This is a genomic window from Cellulosimicrobium cellulans (genome assembly GCF_016921195.1).
Taxonomy (GTDB): domain Bacteria; phylum Actinomycetota; class Actinomycetes; order Actinomycetales; family Cellulomonadaceae; genus Cellulosimicrobium; species Cellulosimicrobium cellulans_F.
The window spans coordinates 86967-111415 of the sequence record NZ_JAFGYF010000012.1; the positions used below are offsets into that span (position 1 = coordinate 86967).

Sequence of the window (24449 nt, forward strand, 5' to 3'; positions counted from 1 at the left end):
TACCTCGGCGACCAGGGTTCTCCCTCGGGGCCGAGGGTCAGGTGACCGTGCCGAGCTGCCACGGGACGAACTCCTCGCCGCCGAGGTCGAGCTCCTCGCTCGCCGTCTGCTCCCCCGAGGCGACGGCGAGGATGCGCGCGAAGATCTCGTCGCCCACCTGCTCGAGCGTCGCGACGCCGTCGACGATCCGCCCGCAGTCGATGTCCACGTCGTCACCCATGCGCGCGTAGAGCTCGCTGTTGGTCCCGAGCTTGATGCTCGGTGTCGGCTTGCAGCCGAACACGGACCCGCGGCCCGTCGTGAAGCACACCACGGTCGCCCCGCCCGCGACGAGCCCCGTCACGGAGACGGGGTCGTAGCCGGGGGTGTCCATGAAGACGAAGCCCGGGGTGTCGAGCGGCTCGGCATACTCGTGCACCGCGGCCAGGTCTGCCTGCCCGCCCTTGGCGACGGCGCCGAGCGACTTCTCGAGGATCGTCGTCAGCCCGCCGGCCTTGTTGCCGGGCGACGGGTTGTTGTCGAGCGTGCCGCCGCCCGCGGCGGCGTAGCCCTGCCACCACTCGAGCCGGTCGAGCAGGCGCTGCCCGACCTCCGGCGTGACCGCCCGGCGCGTCAGCAGGTGCTCGGCACCGAACACCTCGGGCGTCTCCGCGAGCGCCGACGTGCCGCCGTAGGCGACGAGGCGGTCGGACGCGATCCCGAGCGCGGGGTTCGCGGTGATGCCGGAGTAGCCGTCGGAGCCGCCGCAGTTGAGCCCGAGGACGAGGTCGGCGACGTCGCAGTCGGTGCGCTCCCAGCGCGCGTCGATCTCCGCCACCATCTCGCGCACCGCCTCGACGCCCGCGCGGACCGTCGCGCGCACGCCGCCCGTCTCCTGGATGGTCAGCGTGCGCACGACCGTGTCGGGCGAGAGGTCGGCCCCGGCGAGCACGGTGTCGACGGCGATCATCTCGCAGCCGAGGCCGAGCACGAGGACTCCCGTGACGTTCGGATGGGCGGCGTACCCGCGCAGCGTGCGCAGGAGAACCTGGGCGCCCTCGCTCGTCGGCACGAGCCCGCACCCCGACTGGTGCGTGAGGGCGACGACGCCGTGGACGTCGTCGTAGGCGTCGAGCGCGAGGCCCCGGAACTGGTCGGCGATCATGCGGGCCGTGCTCGCGGAGCAGTTGACCGAGGTCAGGATCGCGACGTAGCTGCGCGTACCGACCCGGCCGTTCGCGCGGCGGTAGCCCCGGAACGTCGGGCGCGGCCCGGGCGGCGCCGCCAGCGGGGTGTGCACGGTCGCGAGCTCGTGCTCACGCTCCCCCGGTACGTACCCGAGGTTCTGCGTGTGCACGTGCTCGCCCGCGCGGACGTCCCGCGTCGCGACGCCGATCACCTGCCCGTACTTGCGCACGGGACCGCCTGTGGCGACGTCCCGCAGGGCGACCTTGTGCCCGCGCGGGACGGCGTCGAGCACGGCGACCGGCCCCCCTTCGGGGCGATCGACGACGTCCCCGGCCGAGAGGTCGCGCGTCGCGACGGCGACGTCGTCCTCGGGGCGCAGGAGGAGCAGGGGCGTGTCCGCCGCGCGCGCGGCGGCGGTCACGACGGCACCGCCTCGTGTCGGGTCGCCGCGGCGCGCTCGAGCGACACGCCGAGGTCGGCGGTCCGCACGACCTGCCCGGTCTCGAGCGAGCGGTTCGCGGCCACACCGACGGCGACGCTGCGCAGGCCGTCGACGTAGCCCGCCGTGCGGGCGAGCGGGTCCTCGCCCGCACCCCGGAAGACGTCGGCGAGGAGCAGGCGGTCGCCGCCCCCGTGCGAGCCCTCGCCCTCCTCGATGACGACCTCGCGCGCAGGCTCCCAGTGCCGCTGGACGACGAGCCGCGCGCCGTAGGGTCGCACGTCGCCCGCCCCGGGGTCGTGCGCGGCGCTCGGGTCCACGACCGGGCGGCGCTTGCCGTCGGGCCCGAGGGCCTCGGCGGCGTGCCCGGACTCGACGTGGGCGCGCTCGACGACGTCGAGCTCGGCCCGGCCGCGCGTGCCGTTGACCGCGACGCGATAGCCCTCCCAGGGGCTGTGCGCGGTGAGCGAGTAGGTGAGGGTCGCGCCGCGGCGGTAGCCCACGAGCGCGCCGACCGTGTCCTCGATGGTGACGCCGGGCGCGAACACGTCGCGGTCGCGGACGTAGCCGTCCTCGGCCTCCGCGTCGAGGTAGAGCGCGCGCAGCGTGTCGTCCCCGGCGAGGTCGATGCCGAACGGGTCGTCCGGCGCGGCGTCGCGCCCGAGGCCGGGGCGTTCCCCCGGGGGGCGCCCGGCGCCGTCGTCGCCGTAGAAGCGGAGGCCGCCGCGTGCGACGACCGTCTCGGGGACGTCGTCGAGCCACCAGTTGACGAGGTCGAAGTGGTGGCTCGCCTTGTGCACGGCGAGGCCGCCCGACGCGGCCTTGTCGCGGTGCCAGCGGCGGAAGTAGTCGGCGCCGTGCACGGTGTCGAGCAGCCACTCGAAGTGCACCGAGACGACATCGCCGATCTCGCCGGACGCGATCACGCGCCGCAGCGCGGTGTTGCGCGGTGAGTACCGGTAGTTGAACGTCACGGTGAGCGTGGCCGAGGAGCGCTCGGCGGCCGCGCGGATGCGCGCCATCCCGGCCGCGTCGGTCGTGAGCGGCTTCTCGCACACGACGTCGACACCGGCCCCGAGCGCCGCGACGACGTAGTCCGCGTGGGCGTGGTCCGGCGTCGTCACGACGAGCGCGTCCACGGCGTGCTCGACCAGCATCCGGCCGAGGTCGGACGGCTCGTAGCGCGGCAGCGGCGCGAGCCCCGCGGCCTCGAGGCGACGGTCGTACCAGGCGGCGCGCACCGGGTTCGGCTCGCACCACGCGACCAGCTGCCCGTCCTCGCGGTGCTCGCCGAGCAGGGCGTCGACGAACATGCGGGCGCGGTGCCCGGTGCCGGCGACGGCGTAGCGCCGGGGGCGGCGGGTCGTCGGGGCGTCGTTCGGGATGGTGCCGGGGTGGTGCACGGGTCTGCGGTCCTCTCGGGGGTCCTGGGTCGCGGAGCCGGTTTCGGCGGGTCCGCGTGGGTCGTGCCGGTGCGAGGTCTGGCCGGGCCGGTCCGTGGGGCGACGGACCGGCCCGGCCGGTCAGCGGGGGCGGGACGCCCAGGGGCTACTGCCCGATCGCGGCGCCCACCTCGTCGAGGAACTGCTTCGCCGCGTCCTGCGGCGACTTCTGCTCGAACAGCACCTCGGTGTTGATGCGCTTGAGGATCTCGACGACGTCGCCGGCGCCCTGCGGCGGGACGGGCGGCCCGTCGACGATGTCGGCGCCGAGCGCCTCGAGGAAGTCGGCGGCCTGCTTGTCGGCCGGGGGCAGGCTCTCCTTCACCGCCGCGCGCACCTCGGTGTTGGCGGGCAGGCCGCGGTCGGAGAGCATGAGCGCGCCGGCCTCGGGGTCGTTGAGGAGGAAGTCCACGAACTTCGCGGCCGCCTCGGGGTGCTCGGACGTCTTCGACACCGAGTAGTACATGGCGGGCTTGAAGTACATCCCGGCCCGCTCCCCCTCGGACTCGCCCGGGAGGCGCAGGAGCTCCAGCTCCCGGCCCGACGCGGTGCTGATGGCGCCGAGCTGGTTGGTCCACCACATGCCCATCGCGCCCTGGTTGGTCCCGAGGAGCGAACCCTCCGGACCGGCACCCTCGAGCTCGACGGACCGCGCGGCGTCGGGCTGGCCGCCGCCCGCCTGGAGGTCGAGGGAGAGCTGGAAGAAGTCGGCGACGGTCTCCTCCGAGACGCCGAGCTCGCCCTCCGGCGTGTACAGCGCCTCGCCGCGCTGGCGCGCCAGGATCGACAGACCGGCCTCGTTGAAGCCGTAGTCCTGCGTGCCGTAGATGCCGTCGGCCGACCCCGCGGTCACCGCGTTCGCGACCTCGACGTAGTCCTCCCACGTCCAGGTGGTGTCGTCCGGGACCTCGACCCCCGCGTCCGCGAACACCTGCGGGTCGGCGAGCACCGCATAGGCGTTCACACCCGTGGGGATGCCGTAGAGCCCGCCGCCCGTCTCGCCCGAACCGAGCACCGACTCGTCGATCGAGCCCGTGTCGATGTCGAGCGACCCGAGGTCCGCGAGGACGCCGCGCGAGGCATAGTCGGCGAGGTAGCGCTCCTCCTGCGTGATGACGTCGGGCGCGTCGCCGGCCGCGACCGAGGTCGCGAGCTTGTCCCAGTACCCTCCCCAGTCGGTGTAGTCGGGGACGACCGTGATGTCGGGGTTCTTCTCCTCGAAGAGGTCGATGATCTGCTGCGTCGTCTGGTGGCGGGTGTCCGACCCCCACCACGAGAAGCGGATCTCGACGGGTCCGGACTCCTCGGACGAGGACGACTCGTCGCCGCCGCCCGGGTTCGCGACGCCGCCGTCGCCGCTGCAGGCGGTCAGGGCGAGGGCCCCGACGGTCAGTGCGGCGGCCAGCGCCGCCCGGCGTGCGCCGGGCCGGCGCGAACGGTGGATCGAGGTGTTCATGACTCTCCTTGTGCGTGACGGGACGTCGTCGTTCTGTCGTGCGGAGCGGTGCCGGACGGCACCGGGTGGCCCACGGGCGCGTGCCCGCGGGCCGGAGGAGCTACTTGATCCCCGTCGTGGCGATGCCCTTGACGAGGTACTTCTGACCGAAGAGGAAGACGAGGAACACGGGGATCAGCGAGACGATCGACATGGCGAACATCGGCCCCCACGAGCTCTGGCCCGTGGCGTCGACGAAGGTGCGCAGCGCGATCGGGACCGTGTACATGTCCGGCTTGGTCAGGAAGATGAGCTGGCTGAAGAAGTCGTTCCAGGTCCAGATGAAGGTGAAGATCGCCGTCGTCGCGAGCGCCGGGAGCGCGAGCGGCATCATGATGCGCAGGTAGATCCGCCCGTGGCCGCAGCCGTCGAGCCGCGCCGCCTCGTCCAGCTCCTTGGGGATCCCGCGGAAGAACTGGACCATGAGGAAGATGAAGAACGCGTCGGTCGCGAGCAGCTTCGGCACGATGAGCGGCAGGAACGTGTTGATCCACTCGAGCGAGGAGAACAGCACGTACTGCGGCACGATCACCACGTGGATCGGCAGCATGATCGACATGAGCATGATCGCGAACCAGACCCCCCGGCCCCGGAACTGCAGCCGGGCGAACGCGTAGGCGGCGAGCGAGCACGAGACGAGGTTGCCCAGCACCGACCCGAGCACCACGACCGCGGAGTTGAGCAGGTAGTGGCCGAACGGGTGCGTGAGCGCGTTCCACCCGTCGGTGTAGTTGCCGAGGTCGACCGCGGACGGGATGAGGCCCGGCTCACGGAAGATCAGCGCCGACGGCTTGAACGAGCTCGCGAGCATCCACAGCAGCGGGTAGAGCATCACGAGCCCGAACGCGATGAGCAGCGCGTGCTTGAGGACGGACCGGACCCGCGCGGACTGCGCACGACGCCGGGGGCGCGGGGCGGTGGGCGGCGCGTCGGCCGCGAGCTGCGAGAGCGTCGACCGGGAGCGGGAGCCGGGGGCCGCGTCCTCGAGGACGGCGGCGTCGGTGGGGGTCCCCGTGGCGGGGTGCGCGGTGTCAGTCATCGTAGAAGACCCAGTACTTCGAGGCGAGGAAGTTGACGAACGTCATCCCGCCGATGATCAGGAGCAGGAACCAGGCCATCGCCGACGCGTAGCCCATCTCGAGCGAGCCGAAGCCCTTGAGGTAGAGGTAGAGCGTGTAGAACATCGTCGAGTCCGCCGGCCCGCCGGTCCCGCCGCTCACGACGAACGCCTGCGTGAAGGACTGGAACGCGTTGATGAGCTGGAGCACGAGGTTGAAGAAGATGATCGGCGTGAGCATCGGCACCGTGATCGAGCGGAACTGGCGCCACCGGCCGGCGCCGTCGATCGAGGCCGCCTCGTAGTACATGCGCGGGATCTGGCGCAGCCCGGCGAGGAAGATGATCATCGGCGCCCCGAAGGTCCACACGTTGAGGGCGACGAGCGTGCCCAGCGCGTAGTCGGGGTGCGAGACCCAGCCCTGCCCCTCGATCCCGACGAGCGCGAGGACCTGGTTGATGAGGCCGTCGGCGCCGAAGACCTGTCGCCACAGGATCGCGATCGCCACGCTCCCGCCGAGCAGGGAGGGCAGGTAGTAGATCGAGCGGTAGACGGCGAGCCCGCGCAGCCCCTTGTCGAGCAGGAGCGCGAGGCCGAGCGCGGCCGCGAGCTGGAGCGGCACGGAGACGAACACGTACGTGAACGTCACCTGCAGCGAGTTGAGCAGCCGCGGGTCCGCGAACATCCGCTCGTAGTTGTCCCACCCGATCCAGCTCGGCGCCTGGAGCAGGTTGTAGTCCGTGAAGGACAGGTAGAGCGACGCGACCATCGGGCCCGCCGTGATGAGCGCGAGGCCCACGAACCAGGGGGCGAGGAAGAGCGCCGCTGCCTTCCCGTCCCCCTTCCTGCGTGCGGGCCGCCGCGTCGCGGTCCCTCGCGCGAGCTCGGTCACCGCCATGCGAGACCCTCCTCGCACCTCGTGCCGGTCATCCGTCACCCTCCGGTCGTCGTCGATCGGTAGTCCTGCGTTCCCCCATCGAGGGGAAACCGGTTGCTGGCTGAGGACCGTAGCACATGTGGAACCGGTTTCCCATGGTGTACGGTCAGGTCATCGCGCGGCACCGGCCGACCCCGGCGAGCGCGGGCACCATGCAGTCGTGCGTGCCCGCGGCGCGCGAACCACGACTCGAGGGAGAACGATGGCAAGCGTGAGCACACGGCGAGGCGGGGTGACGATCGCCGACGTGGCGACCGCCGCGGGCGTCTCCCGGGCGACGGTGTCGCGCGTCATGAACGGCCGCGCGACGGTCGACCCGGAGATCAGCGCGCGCGTCCGCCAGGCGGCCGCCGACCTGAGCTACCGGCCCAGCAACGTCGCGCGGAGCCTGTCGCTCGGGCGGACGAACACCGTCGCGCTCGTCGTCCCGGACCTGGGCAACCCGGTCTTCCAGCAGATCCTGCGCGGCGTCACCTCCGCGGCCGCCCCGGCCGGGTACCGCGTCCTCGTCGCGGACACGGCGGAGGACCCCACGGAGGAGGCCGCGATCGCGCTCGAGGCACGGCTGCGCTGCGACGCCCTCGTGCTCGTCTCCCCGCGCATGCCCGCGGCCGAGCTCGCGCTGCTCGTCCCCGACGTCACCCCCGTCGTGCTCGTCAACCGCGAGCTCGCCCACCCGGGCGAGCCGGCCGTGCCGTCGCTCGTGGTCGACTACGCCGAGGCCGCGGCCCAGGTGCTCGAGCACCTGCTGTCCCTCGGCCACCGCCGGGTCGCCTACCTCGCCGGCCCGCCCGGCAGCGCCTCGGACGCGCTCCGGCGCACGGGGCTGCGCCGCGTGCTCGACCGCACGCCCGACCTCGAGCTGGTCGAGCTCCCCGCCGGGCCCGACATCGCCGCCGGCCACGCCGCCGTCGACGAGGTCCTCACCGCCCGGCCGACCGCCGTCGTCGCGTTCAACGACCTCGTCGCGTTCGGCCTGCTCGCCGGGCTCAACGAGGCCGGCGTCGCCGTGCCCAAGGACATGTCCGTCGTCGGCTTCGACGACATCGAGCTCGCCCGCTTCGCCACGCCGTCGCTCACGACCGTTGCCGTGCCGCAGGCCGAGCTCGGCCGGCACGCCTGGAAGGAGCTCTCGGCCCTGATCGACGACTCCACGCCCGCGTCGCGCACGACCCGATTCGAGCCGCGGCTCGAGGTCCGCGCCACGACGGGCCCCGTCCCGCGCCAGGTGGCCCGGGCCCGCGTGGCTCCGTCCGCCGAGCCCTCCGGCACGGTCGTCGTCGAGAGCGCCGGGGCCGGGCCGGCCGACCAGCCCGTGCCTCGGGAGGTCCGCTGGGCTCCCGACGGGGAGGCCGTCGTCCTGCGTGCCGGCGACCTCCGCCTGGCCCGCTACCAGCAGGGCGACCGCATCCCCGCCGTGCACGCCCCGCGCTCCTACCTGCACCCGGTCCACACCCTCGCCGGCGTCCCGCTCACCGACGCAGGACCCGTCGACCACCGCCACCACTACGGCGCCTCGATGGCCGTCGCCGACGTCAACGGGACGTCGTACTGGGGCGGACGCACGTTCGTCACCGACGTCGGCCCGACGCTCCTGCCCAACCACGGCCGTCAGGTGAGCCACGCGCTCGCCGTCGACCCCGTGGAGCAGCACCTGCTGCACGACGGCGTCCGCTGGCACGACGAGCAGGGCGTCCCCCAGCTCGAGGAGGACCGCCGTCTCGACGCGTGGATCCTCGACGACGAGTCGTGGGTCCTCGACTGGCGCTCGACCCTGCGCGCCGAGCGCGGCGCGCTCGTCATCGGCTCGCCCGCGACCAACGGCCGCCCCGGCGCCGGGTACGGCGGCTTCTTCTGGCGCCTGCGCGCGGCCGCGTCGACGAGCGTGCTCAGCGCGCACGGGCGTGGCGAGGAGAGCGCTCACGGCAGCACGTCCCCGTGGGTCGCGTTCGTGCAGGAGCACCCCTCCCACACCACGACGCTGGTCCTGGTCCAGCAGGGTGAGGCGGTGCCGTGGTTCCTGCGCGCCTCCGAGTACCCCGGGGCCGGCCCGGCCCTGGCCTGGGACTCGCCCCGCACCGTCCCGGCGGGCGGCACGCTCGAGACGGGCGCGCGCGCCGTGCTCGTCGACCGCGGGCTCGACCTCGACGAGGCCGCGGCGCTCGCGGAGCGCGTCCGATGAGCGGTTCGCCCCGGGCCGACTCCGGGACGAACCACGTGCTCGACCGGGCGCAGGCGGCCGTCCCGGTCGCCGTCGTCGGGGTCCACGGCCACGGCGGGTCCCACCTGCGCACGGTCGCCGCGCTCGCGGAGCAGGGCCGCGTCCGGCTGAGCGCGGTCGTCGACCCGCGCCGCCCCGACGACGCCTCCGCGCCCTGGTTCCCGACGCTGGGCGACCTGCTCTCGTCGTCCGACGCGGCCGTCCGCCCCGAGGTCGTCGTGATCTCGACCCCGATCCCGACCCACCTCCCGCTCGCGCGCGCCGCGATGGAGGCGGGCGTCGACGTCCTGCTCGAGAAGCCGACCGCCGCGTCCCTCGCGGAGCACCTCGCGCTCGTCGAGGTGACGGAGCGCACGGGCCGCCGGTGCCAGGTGGGCTTCCAGACCTTCGGCTCGCACGCGGTGGACGCGGTCGCCGAGCTCGTCGCGGACGGCGAGATCGGTGACCTCGTGGGTATCGGTGCCGTGGGCACGTGGGTGCGGACCGCAGGCTACTGGCGCCGCGCCCCGTGGGCGGGCCGACGCCGGCTCGACGGGCGCGACGTCGTGGACGGCGTCGTCACCAACCCCCTCGCCCACGCGGTCGCGACCGCGCTGCGCATCGGCGGCGCCCGCACGGCCGAGGACGTCGCGCACGTCGTGACCGACCTCTGGCGCGCCAACCCGATCGAGTCCGACGACACGTCCTCGCTGCGCGTCGTCGGGCGCGACGGCCTGCCCTACGGGTTCGGGCTCACGCTCTGCGCGCCCGAGCGCACCCCGGCCCGCGTGCTCGTGCTCGGGACGGACGGCGAGGTCACGCTCGAGTACGAGCACGACCGCGTGCTCGTCCGCACGCCCCGGGCCCACGTGGAGAAGACGTACGGCCGCACGGGGCTCCTGGAGGACCTCCTCGCCGCGCGTCGCGACCCGGAGCACCGGCTCGCGTGCGACGTGCGCGACACCGGCGCGTTCATGCGCGTCATGGAGGCCGTGCGGACGGCCGCGGACCCGCGGCCCCTCGACCCGGCGGCCGTGACCTGGACGGGCGAAGGAGACGACCGCCGCCCCGTCGTCGCCGACGTCGCGCGGTGGTGCGAGGAGGCCGCCCGCACGGCCCGGACGTTCTCCGAGCTCGGCGTGCCCTGGACGCGCTGACGGTCCCCGCGTGACGTAGCGTCGGGACGTCCCGCCGTCCCGACGCTGGAGGAACCGTCGTGTCCCGTCCCCCGCTGCCCGCCCCGCTCGTCGAGCTGCTACGCCGCCCGAACCCCGCCGTCATGGCGACCGTGCGCTCCGACGGCGCGCCCGTCACCGCGGCGACCTGGTACCTCTGGGAGGACGACGGCCGCGTCCTCGTCAACCTCGACGAGTCGCGCGTACGCCTCAAGCACCTGCGGAACGACCCGCGCGTCTCGCTCACCGTCCTCGACGAGAACTGGTACACGCACGTGACGCTCATCGGCCGCGTCACGGAGCTGCGCGCCGACGAGGGTCTGGCCGACATCGACCGGATCTCGCGCCACTACACGGGGCACGAGTACGCGAACCGGCACAGCCCGCGCGTCAGCGCGTGGTTCGAGGTCGAGCGCTGGTACGGCTGGGGCGAGGCGAAGACCGCCGCCGGGGACGCGTAGCCCGTTCCCCGACGGCGGTCGCCGTCAGGCGTCGTACCGGAACGCGTCCCAGGCGCCGAGCAGGTACTGGACGCCGAGCGCGCGGTCGTACAGGCCGTAGCCCGGCCGGGGTTTGTTGGTCGTGTTCTCGTCCCACAGGTGCCGGCCGTGGTCGGGGCGCACGTAGCCCTGGTAGCCCGCCTCGGCGTACGCGCGCATGATGCCGGTCGTGTCGACGCTGCCCTCGCACGCGCGGTGCGCGACCTCGGTGAAGTCGCCGTTCCCGAGGTGCTTGATGTTGCGCACGTGCGTGAAGTGGATGCGGTCCATGAACGTGCGCACGGCGTCGACCGGGTCCTGGTCGGGGTTCGCGGAGAAGCTGCCCAGGCACAGCGTCAGGCCGTGGTACGGGCTGTCGTGCAGGGACAGCACGCGCGCGAGGTCGTCCTTGGTCGACACGACGCGGGGCCAGCCGAAGACGTCGTAGGGCGGGTCGTCGGGGTGCACGCCCAGCTTGACGTCGGCCTCCTCGCACGCGGGGATCACCGCGTCGAGGAAGTAGCGGTAGTGGGCGTACATGTCCTCGCGCGTCACGCCCTCGTAGGCGGCGTCGAGCTCGGTGAAGCTCGCGAGCCGCTCGGGCTCCCAGCCCGGCAGCGTGAGGCCGTGCGTGTTCGCCTCCATGTCCGCGATGAGGCTCTGCGGCGACATCGCGTCCACGACGGCGCGCTCGAAGAACAGCGCGGTCGAGCCGTCCGGCAGCGGGTGCCACAGGTCGGTGCGCAGCCAGTCGAAGACGGGCATGAAGTTGTAGCAGACGACCTTCACCCCGGCCCGGCCCAGCCGGCGGATCGTCGTCACGTAGTTCTCGATCGCCTCGTCGCGGCTGCGCCCGAGGACGGTCCTGCCGAGCTTGATCGACTCGTGCACGTTGACGGACTCGACCACCTCGGCGTCGAAGGTCCGGGTGATCCCGCGTGCGCGGGCCTCGTCGCTCAGGCCGGTGATCCTCGCGACCTCGGCGTCGATCTCCGCCTGCTCCCACACCTCGCCGGCCTGCTTGCCGTGCAGGCTCCACACGATCGTCTCGACACCGGGGACCTGGCGCACGTGGTCGAGCGTGACCGTGTCGTTCCCCTCGCCATACCAGCGGAACCCCATCTTCACGGCGCGGTCTCCTCGTTCCTCGTGCTCGTCGTGCTGGTGGTGGTCGTGCTCGCGCCGACGACCGCGTCGGCGACGTCGGGCAGGCGCTCTTCCGGGACGCCCGGCAGCAGGCCGGGGAGCAGGACGAGCGCGCGGACCGCCGCGGCGTCGTCCGCCGCGCCCTCGACCACCGCGCGCAGCTCGTCGCCGCGCGGGTCGTCCACCGTGCGCCCAGCCCGCGACTCCGCGACGACGTAGCCGGCCCACGCGGCGAGCGCCGCGACGACGCCCTGCGGCGCCGGGCCGTCCGGGCGGGCGACGAGGAGGTCCGCGAGCGTCGCACCCCAGCGGAACGGGATCTTCTGCGTCCCGTCCATCGCGACCTGCCGCGTCGTGTGCCCCGTCGCGGGGTTGGCGAACCGGTCGAGCAGCGTCTGCGCGTACGCGGCGAGGTCGACGCCGTCGGGTGCCTCGAGCGTCGCGAGCGCGTCGGCCTGGAGCGCCCGGGCGCCCGCGGCGAGCGCCGGGTCGGCGACGGCCTCGGCGATCGTCGCGTGCCCCGCGAGCGAGCCCGCGTACGCGAGGTAGGAGTGCGCCCCGTTGAGCAGGCGCAGCTTCGCGCGCTCGTAGGGCGCGACGTCGCTCGTGAGGGTCGCCCCGCCCCGCTCCCACGCGGGGCGCGGCCCGGCGAAGCGGTCCTCGATCACCCACTGGAGGAACGGCTCGGCGACGACCAGACCCTCGTCACGCGCGCCCAGCAGGGTCTCGACCTCGTCGCGCTGCGCGGGCGTCGTCGCGGGCACGATGCGGTCGACCATGCTGCACGGGAACGTCACCGACGCCGCGAGCCAGGCACGCAGCGCGTCGCCGTCGGCGCCCGGGAGCGCGGCGTCGACCGCCTCCCCCACGAGCCGCGCGAGCACGTGCCCGTTGTCGGCGAGGTTGTCGCAGCTCAGCACGGTCAGGGGCGCACCACCTGCCCGACGACGCGCGGCGAGCCCGCGCACGAGGAGCCCGACGGCGCTCGTCGCCGGGGCGACACCGGCCGCCTCGCCGCTCGCCACGTCCGAGCCCGCGCCCGGAGGGCCGGCGGACGCCTCCTCGCGGCGCAGCACGTCGAGGTCGGTCGCGACGGCGTCGACGTCGAGGCGCCCGTCGGCGCGGCGCGCGTACCCCTTCTCGGTGACGGTCAGCGTCACCACGTGCGTCGTCGCCGCGGCGAGCGCCGCGAGCACCCGCGGCGTCTCCTCGGCGGGCCACGCGACGTCGGTGACCGACCCCACGACGCGCGGGGACGCGCCGTCGGGCCCGACCGTCAGGACGGTGTACACCCCGCCCTGCGGCCGCAGCTGGTCGCGCACCGACGCGGAGCGCTGCGTCACGCCGAGGATCCCCCAGCGCGTCTCCCCCGTCGCCCGCGCGGCGTCCTCGGTGACGACCGCCTGGTGCGCGCGATGGAACGCACCGACGCCGAGGTGGACGATCCCCACCTGCGTCGGACGGACGGGAGCCGGCGGGAACGCGGGGTGTGCCTCGCGGTGCAGGCGCGGTCGTGCCGACCGTCCTGTGTCGGCCTGCGTCGCAGTGGATGACGTCGGGCCGGGCCGGCTCGGGACGTCGGTCGGGGCGGTCACGCGGCCTCCAGCGGGTCTCGGGTGGGCGACGGTGTCGCCCGGGTCGTCGGGCCGGGGCGACGCCCCGGGACAATGCAGTGCGAACGATTGTAGTCATTAGCGCACACAGGCGCTGTGCGTCACGCTACGGATGGATGAAAACGTTCGCAGGCACCAGCGTGACGGGCACTCGGGCCGACGGGCGTCACCGCACCGGCGTCGTCGTTCTGCGCCCCGTGAAGTCGGCCGGGCGAACGACCCGCCCGGTCGCGGCAGCCTCACGGATCGCGCACAGGAGCCGGACGGTCGACACGGCGTCGACGACGTCGACCGGGGGCGGCGCCGCGCCGTCCAGGGCCGCGAGCACCCGTTCCCACTGCACACGGTGACCGGCGTGACCGATCGCGAGCGGGTCGGCCGCGCCGCCCGCCGAGATCCCCGACGTCGGCGGCGTGACGCCCGGCACGTCCCAGCGGACGACCTCGTCCTGCGCGAGCTCCACCGACCCGCGCGACCCGTGGAGAGCGAGGGTCGCGGGGAACCCCGGGGGCGTGGCCGTCGTCGTCGTGACGACGCCGAGCGCTCCCGACGCGAGGCGCAGCGTCGCGACGGTCGTGTCCTCGGCGAGGTCCCCCGGGGTCTCTGCGAGGCTTCTCGTGCGCGCGAGCGTCCCGGACTGCGCCGTGACCGACTCGACCGGCCCGCACAGCCAGCGCAGGAGGTCGACGTTGTGGACGCCCTGGTTCATGAGCGACCCGCCGCCCTCCGCGGTCGACGACCGCCAGGGTGCTGCGGCGTAGTAGTCGTCGTCCCTGTACCAGGGCACGTGCGTGGCGACGAGGCGCAGCTCGCCGAGCGCGCCGTCGTCGAGAGCACGCCGGAGCGCCTGGTGCTGCGGCTCGAAGCGGCGCTGGGAGACCATCGAGACCACCAGCCCGCGGTCGCGCGCCGTGCGCTCGACGAGGAGCGCGTCCTCGACGGTCACCGCGAGCGGCTTCTCGACGACGACGTGCCTGCCCGCCTCGAGCGCCGCGAGGGCGAGCCGCGCGTGGCTCCCGCTCGGCGTGCAGACCGCCACGACGTCGACGCCCTCGTGGCGGAGCACGTCGCCCGGCGCCACGTGTGCGGCGCGTCCCCCCGGGGTCAGGCCGTCGTCGAGGGCCGTCCTCCCGCTGTACGCGACGAGCCGCGCCCGCGGAGCCAGGTCGCGCAGCGCCCGCGCGTGCAGCATGCCGATGCTGCCCATGCCGACGATCCCGACGCCGACACCAGCCCCCCGCACGGGCCCGCTCACTCGGCGACGTGGCTGGCGCCGAGCAGGTCGCGCAGCCGCTCGGCGGCACTCGTGAACCGGGGGTCGACGAGCGTCGTGCCGTAGTCGCGCTCGTCGGGCAGGCCCGGCTCGAGGATCTCGACGATCCGTCCCGGACGCGGGCTCATGACGACGATCCGGCTCCCCAGGAACACCGCCTCGGGCACCGAGTGCGTGACGAGCACGATCGTCGTGCCGGTCTCACGCCAGATGCGATTCATCTCGATGTTCATCTGCTCGCGCGTGAGGGCGTCGAGGGCGCCGAACGGCTCGTCCATGAGCAGGACGCGCGGCTCGTGCAGCAAGGCCCGGCACAGCGCGACGCGCTGCTGCATGCCGCCGGACAGCTCGTGCGGCAGGGCCTTCTCGAAGCCCGTGAGCCCGGTCAGCGCGATGAGCGCGTCCGCGCGCTCGTGCGCCCGGCGCCGGTCCATCCCCCGCATCTCCGCCTGGAGCAGGATGTTCTTGCGCACCCCGCGCCACTCGAGCAGCGCCGACCGCTGGAACGCAAAGCCGATCTCGCGTTGCGGGCGCGTGACGGGCTGCCCGTACAGGCGCACGTCGCCCTCGCCGTAGGCGGTGAGGCCCGCGACGATCTTCAGCAGCGTCGACTTGCCGCAGCCGGACGGCCCGACGATCGTGACGAACTCGCCCGGCTGGACGCTCAACGACACCTGGTCGAGCGCCACGGTCTCCGACCGCTTCGACGTGAAGCGCATCGTGAGGTCCCGGACCTCGATGATGGGGTCGGTGCCGAGCGCGTCGGCGGGTGCCGCGAGCGCCGTCGGCGCCGTCACAGGTCCGCCCCGAACGCGCCGTCCCAGAAGTCGGCCGGGGTCGTACCGCCGTCGAACTCCGTGTTCTCGGACAGGAAGGTCAGGGTGTCCGTCCACTGCTCCTCGGTGTTCACGCCGGGGGCAGGGGCGTCCTCGAGGTTCAGCAGCTCGATCGTCGCGGCGAGCTGCGCCCCCAGCACGGCCTCGTCGGGCGCCTGCTCGGCGCCTGCGGCCATCGCCGCGACCGCCGCGTCCGGGTCCTCCGACGCTGCGAGGAACGCGCGCGACGTCGCACGCACCATCGCCTCGACGAGCTCCGGGTCGTCCGCGATGAGCGCCTCGTTCGCCACGAGGCCGGTGCCGAGCAGGTTCATCCCGAAGTCCGCGAAGGGCAGCGCGTCGACCTCCTCGCCGGTCTGGTTCTCGATCGTCGGCGCCTGGTCGTGGTGGAAACCCTGGATCGCGTCGACCTTGCCCTCGATGAGCGCGGCGATCTTTCCCGCCGCGTCGACGTTGACCACCGTCACGTCCGCCGGGTCGACGCCGTTGAGCTCCAGCCACGCCGGGAACGTCCCGTACATCGCGTCGCCCGGCGTGCCCCCGACCGTCTTGCCCACGAGGTCGGCGGGCTCGGTGATGCCCTGCTCGGCGAAGAACTCCACCGAGCTGGGCCCGGTCTGGAGGAACACGCCCACGCTGCGCACCGGCATGCCCGAGCTGATCGCGTTGGCGAGCGGCGGCGTGTCGGCCCATCCGAAGTCGGTGTTGCGCTGCGCGACCTGCTGGACGGTGTTCCCCGAGCCGTTGCCCGGCTGGATCGTGAGGTCGATGCCCTCCTCCTCGAAGATCCCCTGCTCGACGCCGTAGTAGAACGGCGCGTGCTCGCCGTAGGGGACCCAGTTGAGCGTGACGGTGACCTCGGTCAGGCCGCCCTCGCCCTCCGCGGGTCCCGACGGGTCGGCCGACTGCCCGCAGGCCGCCGTCCCCGCGACCACGACGCCGGCCACCGCCAGCGAGACTGTCAGACGTGCACCACGCATGGGAAAACTCCTTCTGCTCGTGCCGCCTCGTCGTCGAGGCGGTGAAATCTGGGGTGGGTCGAGGGCGTGTCAGGAGGACGCGAGGACGAGGTTTCCCCGCCGCGACGCGTGCCACGGGATGAGGAGCCGCTCGAGCAGCTCGACGACGAGGAACAGCACGACGCCGATGAGCGACATGAGGATCAGGTCCGCGAACAGGAGCGGCGCGTCGAGGTTGCCGCTCGCGAGGAGCAGGACGTACCCGAGACCGCGGTCGGCGCCGACGAACTCGCCGACGACGGCGCCCACCACCGCGAGCGTGACCGCGACCTTGAGCCCGGACATGAGCTGCGGCAGCGACCCGGGGAAGCGGATCTTGCGGAACGTCTTCCAGCGCGACGCGCCCATGGTCGCCGACATCTCCAGCAGCTCGGGGTCGATCGACCGCAGCCCCGCGACGGCCGAGACGACGACCGGGAAGAACGCGATGAGCACCGCCAGGACGATCTTGGGCGTCGCGCCGAACCCGAACCAGACCACGAGGATCGGGGCGATCGCGATCTTGGGGATGACCTGGGCGAAGAGGATCAGCGGGTAGAGCGACTTCTCGGCCGTCGGCGAGTAGACGAGGAGGACGGCCGTCGCGACGCCGATCACTGACGCGAGCACGAACCCGACGACCGTCTCCATCGTGGTCACCCAGGTGTGCTCGGCGAGCATGGCCCAGTCCTCGACCATCGTGTCCCACACGGCCCCCGGCGACGGGACCAGGTACGCCGGCACGAGCTCGCGCCACGCCACGAACCACCACACGGCGAAGAGCGCGACGAGCACGAGGGCGGGCCGCCAGGCGGCCGACGCGACCGCGAGGACCCGGCTGTCGAACGACGTCGTGCCGCGGCTCCGCGGACCGGAGCGCCGGGCCGCCTCGGCGGGCGGCCGGGCCGCCGGAGGGGCGGGCCGCGCTTTTTGGGCTGTCGTCATCGTGCGGTCCTCCATGGTCGTGGTCCTGGTGGTCGGCGGGGCGTCCGGGCCGGGCGCGTCGGTCATCGGAACGGCACCGCCTCGGCGTCGAGGATCGTGGTGAAGGCCTCCCAGGCCTCCGTGAACAGCTCCGGCCCGGAGAACCCGCCGAGGCTGTGGGCCTCGCTCAGGTGGGGCTCGAGCGAGAAGAACCCGTCGAAGCCGTCGTCGCGCAGCGCACGCACGGTCTCGGGCACCTCGCCGTCGCCGCGTCCCGCGGGCACGACGGCGCCCGTCGCCGCAAGTGCGTCCTTCACCTGGACGTACTCCAGGTACGGGCGCAGCAGGGCGTAGCCGTCGGTGTAGGGGCGTACGCCCACCTGGACGAAGTTCGCCGAGTCCCACGCGAGCGCCAGGTGCGGCGACCCGACGGACTCGACCACGTCCAGGCACCTTTCCGGGACGTCGCCGTAGATGTCCTTCTCGTTCTCGTGGACCAGCACGACACCGGCCGCGCGCGCCACCTCGGCGAGCGCCGCCATCCGGCGCAGGACGACGTCGCGCCACGACGCCGGGTCGGTCCCCGGGCGCACGAAGAACGAGAAGACGCGGACGTACGGGCCTCGAGCTGCCGTGCGACGCGCGCGGCGTGCCGCATCCGGTCGAGGTGAGACTCGAAGTCGTCGTCGACGGAGATCTTGCCGACGGGAGACCCGATGCTGGAGACGCGGAGGTCGTGCTTGCGCAGCAGGCTCGCGACCCGCTCCAGCTGGTCGTCGTCGAGGTCCAGCACGTTGGTGCCCCACGCGCTGCGGAGCTCGACGAACCCCAGCCCGAGCTCGGAGGCGACGACGCACTGCGTCTCGACGTCGGGCGAGATCTCGTCCGCAAAGCCCGAGAGCGTCCACATCGTGCGCCCTCCCTTCTGCTGATCGCTCCCGGTCGACGACGCGGCCGGCACCGTGAGCCCGCCGACCGCAGCCTCCGGCCCGGGGAGGGGCGAGTGCGGAGGGGGCCGGCACGGGGCCGGTGAGGCGAGGACGCGGGGTCGTACGGGACGGTGGTCGAGGTCCTGCGCACGGAGCTCGTTCTCCGTGCGCCTGGCATGGACAGTAGGTGCGGGCCAAGGCGTGGACAACGAGTTGCCGTTTGTTGCACCTGACAGCGCAGGACGATACCGCCGGATGGGGCCCGCACGGATCTGCGGGCGCCCGTCCTCGACGTGGTCGCGACGCACGCAGGAAGGAGTGGTTGCCGTCGGTTGCCACCGGTCGACACCGACGGGGCGACCGCCGGCCGACGGCTCCCGCACGGTGGACGCGCCCTGGGGTCGCCCGTGCGTCAGACGACCGGGTCGGGCGCGGTGCCGAGGTCGAGCGCGACGAGCCGGAAGCCCGCCGACCGGACGGCCCGCAGGACCTCGCCGCGCAGCGGCTCGCTCGCCACGACGGGCAGCTCGGCCTGGGGGGCCTCGACCCGGGCGAGGTCGCCGTGGTGGTGGACCCGCAGGTCCTCCAGGCCGAGTCGGCGCAGCTCGCTCTCGGCCGCCTCGACCTGGACGGCGGCCTCGCCGTCGCGGGCCCGGTCGACGGCGAGGTCGACCGGCGGCGCCTGGTCGGTGCGGCTCATCGACGCTGTCCGCCGGGCACGACCGCGACGGCGCCGGAGGGTCGGGGTCCAGGCCGCCGACGTGCCGCCGTCGGGCGCCGGGACGCGTTCGCACGCGAGATCACGGAGCCATTGGAGGATGCCTGTCGGGGCCCGTCAAGGAGTTGCCGTCGGTTGCCGTGGGGTTGTCACGGGACGCACCGCGGGGCGGGTCGGGCACGAGGCGGGCCCAGCGCGCGTACCGGCTGGTCACGCGGCACGACCGCGACACGAGGGCGACAACCGGTTGTTGTCCGCCGCTGTCAGGGCCGTTACAGTCCGACCGCATGACCTCAGCCGGCAATGGTGCCAGCCCGACGATCTACGACGTCGCCCAGGCGGCCGGCGTCGCCCCCTCGACCGTGTCACGGACGTTCTCGCGGCCCGGCCGCGTGAACGCGCAGACCGCGGAGCGCATCCGCCAGGTCGCCAACGAGCTCGGCTACCGCACGAACCCGCTGGCGCGCGGCCTGCCGACGGGCCGGACCTCGCTGCTCGCGATCGTCGTGGCCGACGTGACCAACCCGTTCTTCTTCGAGATCATCCGCGGTGCGGAGAAGACGGCCCGTGACGCCGGGTACACGCTGCTCATGGTCGACGCCCACGAGTCCGACGAGGCGGAACGCCGCGCGCTCGACCGGACGCTGCCCCTCGTCGAAGGACTGATCCTCGCGACGTCCCGGCTCTCTGACTCCTCGATCAGGGTCGCCGCCAAGCAGCGGCCCACGGTCGTCATGAACCGGCACATGACCGACGTGCCGAGCGTCCTGACGGACAACGCCCAGGGCATGCGCAGCGCGGTCGAGCACCTGGCCGGGCTCGGGCACACGAGCCTCGCCTACGTCGCAGGGCCCGAGGCGTCGTGGGCCGACGGGATGCGCTGGCGCGCGTTTCGCGAGGCCACACGCGAGACCGACGTCCAGGCGCGGCGGATCGGACCGTTCGCGCCGACGCTCGCCGGCGGGCTCTCCGCGGCCAAGTCCCTCGTCAAGCACCCCGCCACGGCGGCCGTCGCGTACAACGACCTCATCGCGATCGGCGCGATGCGCGGCCTGCGGCGGCTCGGCGTCGAGGTGCCGCGCGACCTGAGCATCGTCGGGTTCGACAACATCTTCGGCTCGGACTTCTGCACCCCGCCCCTCACGACCGTCGCGGCGCCGCTGCGCCACTTCGGGTCGTTCGCGGTCCAGCGGCTCCTGGCCCAGCTCCGCACGTCGCCCGCGCCGGCCGCCGGTCCGACGCTGCTCCCGGCGAAGCTCGTCGAGCGCGGCTCGACCGGCCGCCCGGCCTGACCGCACCCCCGGGCGGCCGCCGTCGGGCCAGGGGCAACAAGTGGCAACTCGTTGCCCGGACCGCGCGCGCCCCCGGATAGTGACGGCACAGCGCACCGATGCGCGCCCTGTGCGCAGTCCGACGCACGGTCCTCGACGGAGAGGCAGGCTGATGGAACACCCCTCGACCGACGCACCACCCGCGCACGTCACGCCGCGGCACCGACGCAGAAGACGGCGTGCCGTCGTCGCCGCGCTCGCCGCCCTGGCCGTGCCGTCAGGAGTCCTCACGGCCCAGGCCGCCGTCCCGACCGCGGCACCGGCCGTCGCACCCGCCGCGACGCAGGCGGACATCCGCCCGCAGGAGCCCGGCGTGACCCTGCGCGTCTTCGACGTCCAGGTCATCCTCGACGACTACTGCACGCTCAAGCCCGGGCAGACGCCCAACGTCGACAAGATCATGCCGACCATCGACTGGACCACGGCGGCCGACTTCGGCCTCACGGACAAGTTCGTCACCGAGGTGACGGGGTACCTGAACGTCCCCGAGGCCGGCACGTACGACTTCCGGATCACGAACGACGACGGCGCGCGCCTGCTGCTCGACGACGAGCTCGTGGTCGACCACCCGGGACGCCACGGCGCGACGTCGAAGGAGGGGTCGATCGAGCTCGACGCGGGCTACCGCGCGCTGCGCATCGACCACTTCGACGGCGAGTTCGACCAGCGGCTCAAGCTCGAGTGGCGCCCGCCGGGCGCGTCGGGCTACGTCGTCGTCCCGAACTCCGTGCTGAGCACCGACGCCGACGTCACGCGTGTCACCTCGCCCGGCCGCAAGGAGTGCGAGGGCGTCACCGAGGCCCCGGGCGACGGGCTCCCGCTCACCGAGGTGCACCCCGACTACACGCTCACCGACCTGCGTCCCGAGGGCTTCCAGCCCCAGGTGACGGGCATGGACTGGCTGCCCGACGGCCGTCTGGCGATCTCCACGTGGGGCGGCGACCGGCTCACGCAGCGCGGCGAGGTCTACCTGATCGACCACGTCCAGGGAGACACCGGCGCGGACGACGTGACCTACACGAAGGTCGCGGAGGGCCTCACGGAGCCGATGGGCCTCAAGTACGTCGACGGCACGATCTACGTGTCCGAGAAGGACGGCCTCACCGCGCTCGTCGACACCGACGGCGACGAGGTCGCCGACGAGTACGACACGATCGCGACCTGGCCGTTCGGCGGCAACTACCACGAGTTCGCGTTCGGCCTGCTCTACGAGGAGGGGTTCTTCTACGTCACCACGGGTATCGCCATGGTGCCGGGCGGCAACTCGCTCGACCCGCAGCTCGCGGAGAACCGCGGCTCGGTCATGAAGATCAGCAAGGACACCGGCGAGGTCGAGTACGTCGCGGGCGGTCTACGCACGCCGAACGGGCTCGGCTGGGGCGCCGACGGCGGGATGTACGTCACGGACAACCAGGGCGTCCGCATCCCGACGTCGAAGCTGGTGCGCGTCGAGGAGGGCGCGTTCTACAACCACTTCACCAACCCCGACGGCCCCTACGACGACCAGCCCGTCACCGAGCCCGTCCTGTGGATGCCGCACAGTGAGATCTCGAACTCGCCGAGCAACCCGGTCGTGCTCACCGAGGGCGTGTTCGCCGGTCAGCTCGCGATCGGCGACGTGACGTACGGCGGTCTCCAGCGCGCCTACCTCGAGGACGTCGCGGGCCAGGAGCAGGGTGCGGTCTTCCGCATGACGCAGGGCCTGGAGTCCGGCGTCAGCCGCACGAGCGTCGGGCCGGACGGCGCGATCTACGTCGGTGGCATCGGCTGGTCCGGCAACTGGGGCCAGGCGGGCAAGCTCTCCTACGGGCTCCAGAAGCTCACGTACGACGGCAACCACGCGTTCGACATGCTCGCGATGCGTGCCGTCGAGGGCGGCTTCGAGATCGAGTACACGCAGCCGCTCTCCGAGGAGACGGCGCAGGACCTCACGTCGAAGTACACCGCCGCGCAGTGGCGCTACGTCGCGACCCCGCAGTACGGCGGTCCGAAGGTCGACGAGGAGGACCTCGACGTCACGGCAGCGACCGTGTCCGAGGACCGCAAGACCGTCACGCTCGAGATCGACGGCCTCAAGCCCGGCCGCGTCGTGAACGTCCACTCCCCGCGCCCGTTCGCGTCCGAGAGCGGCCAGGAGCTGTGGAGCACCGAGGCCTGGTACACCCTCACGCGCCTGCCCGACGGATCCGTCGCACCCCCGGTCTACGAGGCCGAGGGCGCCGACATCAGCGGCGGGGCCGGCTGGAACAGCAACCACGCCGGCTACTCGGGCTCCGGGTTCGTCGACCGCAACTGGGAGCCGGGCGCCCAGACGACCTTCGCCGTCCGTACCGAGGAAGCCGGTCCGCACGATCTCGCGATCCGCTACGCCAACGGCCAGAACAGCGACCCCTCGCCGCTGCCGCGGAACCTGAGCCTCTACGTGAACGGTGAGAAGCTCAAGCAGGTCTGGTTCGACAGCACGGTGAGCTGGTCCACGTGGGCCACCCAGGTCGAGACCGTGCCCCTGCGCGAGGGCGCCAACACCATCACGATCCGGCACGACGACGACGACATCGGTCACGTCAACCTCGACAGCCTCACCGTCACGCCCACCGAGCGCATCACGCTGTTCGACGGCGACGACCTCGACCGGTGGGCCGCCGTCAACGGCGGGGGTCCCGCGACGTGGCCGATCGCCGACGGGTCCGTCGAGTCGCTCGGCGGCGACATCCGCACCAAGGAGAAGTTCGACGACTTCCGGATGCACGTCGAGTGGTACCAGCCGGAGCACGCGCCCGAGGTCACCGGCCAGGCGCGCGGCAACAGCGGCGTCTACATCCAGGAGCGCTACGAGGTGCAGGTGCTCGAGTCCTTCGGCATCGACCCGCCGCGGAACGACCACGCCGGGGCGATCTACCTCCAGAGGGCTCCCGATGTGAACGCGGCGACGCCGATGGGCACGTGGCAGACGTACGACATCACGTTCCGTGGAGCCCGCTTCGGCCCCGACGGCAAGAAGACCGAGGACGCCCGCCTCACGCTCGTGTGGAACGGGCAGGTCGTGCACGACGACGTCGCCGTCACCGGCAAGACCGGCAACGGCCGGGCGGAGGGACCGACGTCGGGGTACATCAAGCTCCAGGACCACGGCGACCCCGGCCTCAACCCGCGGTTCCGCAACATCTGGATCGAGCGACTCCCGAGCGTCGATGGGCCCGGCCAGGAGGAGGTCGCGATCACCGCGACCGCCGAGGTCCGGTGCCTCGCGGGGACGCCGTACGTCGCGGTGCGCGCGCTCAACGACGACACCGTGCCGCTGGACGTCGTCCTCGACACGCCGTTCGGGTCCAGGACGTTCACCGACGTCGCCCCCGGCAAGAACGCGTACCAGTCGTTCGCCGTCCGGGGGGTCGAGGACCCGACGGCCGGATCCGTGACCGTCACCGCCCGTCCGTCCGACACCTCCGACGAGCGGGAGACCGTCGCGACCCCGGGGCACGGCCAGCCGTCCTGCGGCTGACCCTCCGGTCCGGACCCGGGGCCGTCCCGCGCGCCACCCGGCACGCGAGGCGGCCCCGGGTCCGTCGTCCGCCGACGCAGGGTCGCCATCCCGCGAGGTAGAACCGTGGTCGGCCGAGGTAGAGCCGTGGTTGCGCGAGGTAGAGCCGTGGTTCTTGGGTGCGACGGCGTGTGGTTGGGTGGTCGGGCTGGGTGGTGGTGCCGCGTCTACCATCCGCCGCTCGTTCCTCGCGGCTCCCGCCAGGCCCGACCACGACGCGGCACCACCACCCACCCCGACCGGCGTCGTCTCGCCCTGGTCGGTCCTCACCCGGGCGACCGCAGCCCTCCTCGCATGACCAGGGCTCTCCCTTGGCAGACCAGGGTCGTACCTGGCGCGACCACGGTTGCATCTCGCGGGCCCGGGTCGACTCGGCAGAACCGGGGGGCAGGTCGCGGCACTACCAGGGTCGCCGACGGCTGAGCGGTGGGGTGGGCTCGAACGCGAACGGGCGTCAGAGCCGCGCTCCAAGAACCCACGGCCGAAAGACCACGGTGACGGCGCGGCAGCCCGAGCATCGAGACCACCCGCGCCGCGGACCCGACCACACGGGCCCGAGACCCGACCACGGTTCTACGTCGCGCAACCACGGTTCTACCTCGCGCAACCACGGTTCTATCTCGGCACACCGGGGTTCTATCTCGGCGGGACCGAGCGCTAGCTGTACTGACCGGACAGGTTGGTCAAGCGTGTGATGGGTGGCTTGTTCCCGCAGGCGGTGTGGGGACGGTGGTGGTTGTACTCGTGGA

The 24449-nt window shown here is 73.1% G+C and carries 17 protein-coding genes and 1 pseudogene; 5 read left to right on the plus strand and 13 right to left on the minus strand.

Annotation, left to right across the window (positions count from 1 at the left end):
• Positions 1–37: 37 nt before the first annotated feature.
• The 5 genes from JN535_RS18415 to JN535_RS18435 form a co-directional block, all read right to left on the minus strand.
• Positions 38–1588, minus strand: coding sequence for a UxaA family hydrolase (locus JN535_RS18415; RefSeq protein WP_205207259.1), 1551 nt, complete (start codon positions 1586–1588; stop codon positions 38–40).
• Positions 1585–3009: a Gfo/Idh/MocA family oxidoreductase gene (locus tag JN535_RS18420; protein ID WP_307868954.1), complete on the minus strand. Its 1425-nt coding sequence runs from the start codon at positions 3007–3009 to the stop codon at positions 1585–1587. Before JN535_RS18420 ends, JN535_RS18415 begins: the two co-directional genes overlap by 4 nt.
• 145 nt (positions 3010–3154) lie before the next feature.
• Entirely contained in the window at positions 3155–4504 is a 1350-nt protein-coding gene (locus tag JN535_RS18425) for an ABC transporter substrate-binding protein (protein WP_205207260.1), read from the minus strand.
• A gap of 100 nt (positions 4505–4604) precedes the next feature.
• Positions 4605–5582, minus strand: coding sequence for a carbohydrate ABC transporter permease (locus JN535_RS18430; protein ID WP_205207261.1), 978 nt, complete (start codon positions 5580–5582; stop codon positions 4605–4607).
• Complete coding sequence (locus JN535_RS18435; RefSeq protein WP_205207262.1) at positions 5575–6498, minus strand: carbohydrate ABC transporter permease; 924 nt, start codon at positions 6496–6498, stop codon at positions 5575–5577. Before JN535_RS18435 ends, JN535_RS18430 begins: the two co-directional genes overlap by 8 nt.
• Positions 6499–6739: 241 nt before the next feature.
• Here JN535_RS18435 and JN535_RS18440 point away from each other — a divergent pair, with 241 nt between their 5' ends.
• Genes JN535_RS18440 through JN535_RS18450 form a run of 3 tightly spaced genes read left to right on the plus strand, consistent with a single transcriptional unit; the run spans position 6740 to position 10373 of the window.
• A complete protein-coding gene (locus tag JN535_RS18440) occupies positions 6740–8719 on the plus strand; it encodes a DUF6807 family protein (protein WP_205207263.1) in 1980 nt (659 codons plus the stop codon).
• Positions 8716–9894: a Gfo/Idh/MocA family protein gene (locus JN535_RS18445; RefSeq protein ID WP_205207264.1), complete on the plus strand. Its 1179-nt coding sequence runs from the start codon at positions 8716–8718 to the stop codon at positions 9892–9894. Before JN535_RS18440 ends, JN535_RS18445 begins: the two co-directional genes overlap by 4 nt.
• Positions 9895–9953: 59 nt before the next feature.
• Positions 9954–10373, plus strand: coding sequence for a PPOX class F420-dependent oxidoreductase (locus JN535_RS18450; protein ID WP_205207265.1), 420 nt, complete (start codon positions 9954–9956; stop codon positions 10371–10373).
• Between the two features lie 24 nt (positions 10374–10397).
• Here the strand turns inward: JN535_RS18450 and JN535_RS18455 are convergent, their stop codons facing one another.
• From JN535_RS18455 to JN535_RS18490, 8 genes and pseudogenes are all read right to left on the minus strand, one after another.
• Positions 10398–11513 carry a mannonate dehydratase gene (locus tag JN535_RS18455; protein WP_240201439.1) on the minus strand — a complete coding sequence of 372 codons (1116 nt, stop codon included), beginning with the start codon at positions 11511–11513 and terminating at the stop codon, positions 10398–10400.
• 2 nt (positions 11514–11515) lie between these two features.
• Complete coding sequence (locus JN535_RS18460; protein ID WP_307868959.1) at positions 11516–13132, minus strand: mannitol dehydrogenase family protein; 1617 nt, start codon at positions 13130–13132, stop codon at positions 11516–11518.
• A gap of 184 nt (positions 13133–13316) precedes the next feature.
• Positions 13317–14405 carry a Gfo/Idh/MocA family protein gene (locus tag JN535_RS18465; protein ID WP_307868961.1) on the minus strand — a complete coding sequence of 363 codons (1089 nt, stop codon included), beginning with the start codon at positions 14403–14405 and terminating at the stop codon, positions 13317–13319.
• A complete protein-coding gene (locus JN535_RS18470; protein WP_205207268.1) occupies positions 14402–15220 on the minus strand; it encodes an ABC transporter ATP-binding protein in 819 nt (272 codons plus the stop codon). Before JN535_RS18470 ends, JN535_RS18465 begins: the two co-directional genes overlap by 4 nt.
• Positions 15217–16239, minus strand: a complete 1023-nt coding sequence (locus JN535_RS18475; RefSeq protein ID WP_205207269.1) for an ABC transporter substrate-binding protein — start codon at positions 16237–16239, stop codon at positions 15217–15219. The genes JN535_RS18470 and JN535_RS18475 overlap by 4 nt, the downstream gene beginning before the upstream one ends.
• Positions 16240–16308: 69 nt before the next feature.
• On the minus strand, positions 16309–17268 hold the full coding sequence (locus tag JN535_RS18480) for an ABC transporter permease (protein WP_240201425.1): 960 nt from the start codon (positions 17266–17268) through the stop codon (positions 16309–16311).
• Positions 17265–18091: pseudogene (locus tag JN535_RS21725) on the minus strand (sugar phosphate isomerase/epimerase family protein). The gene JN535_RS18480 and the pseudogene JN535_RS21725 overlap by 4 nt, the downstream one beginning before the upstream one ends.
• A gap of 431 nt (positions 18092–18522) precedes the next feature.
• Complete coding sequence (locus JN535_RS18490) at positions 18523–18810, minus strand: hypothetical protein (RefSeq protein WP_205207270.1); 288 nt, start codon at positions 18808–18810, stop codon at positions 18523–18525.
• A gap of 305 nt (positions 18811–19115) precedes the next feature.
• Here JN535_RS18490 and JN535_RS18495 point away from each other — a divergent pair, with 305 nt between their 5' ends.
• Together JN535_RS18495 and JN535_RS18500 are read left to right on the plus strand one after the other, a co-directional pair.
• Positions 19116–20120 carry a LacI family DNA-binding transcriptional regulator gene (locus JN535_RS18495; RefSeq protein ID WP_205207271.1) on the plus strand — a complete coding sequence of 335 codons (1005 nt, stop codon included), beginning with the start codon at positions 19116–19118 and terminating at the stop codon, positions 20118–20120.
• Between the two features lie 151 nt (positions 20121–20271).
• Complete coding sequence (locus JN535_RS18500; RefSeq protein ID WP_240201427.1) at positions 20272–23661, plus strand: family 16 glycoside hydrolase; 3390 nt, start codon at positions 20272–20274, stop codon at positions 23659–23661.
• Positions 23662–24449 lie beyond the last annotated feature (788 nt).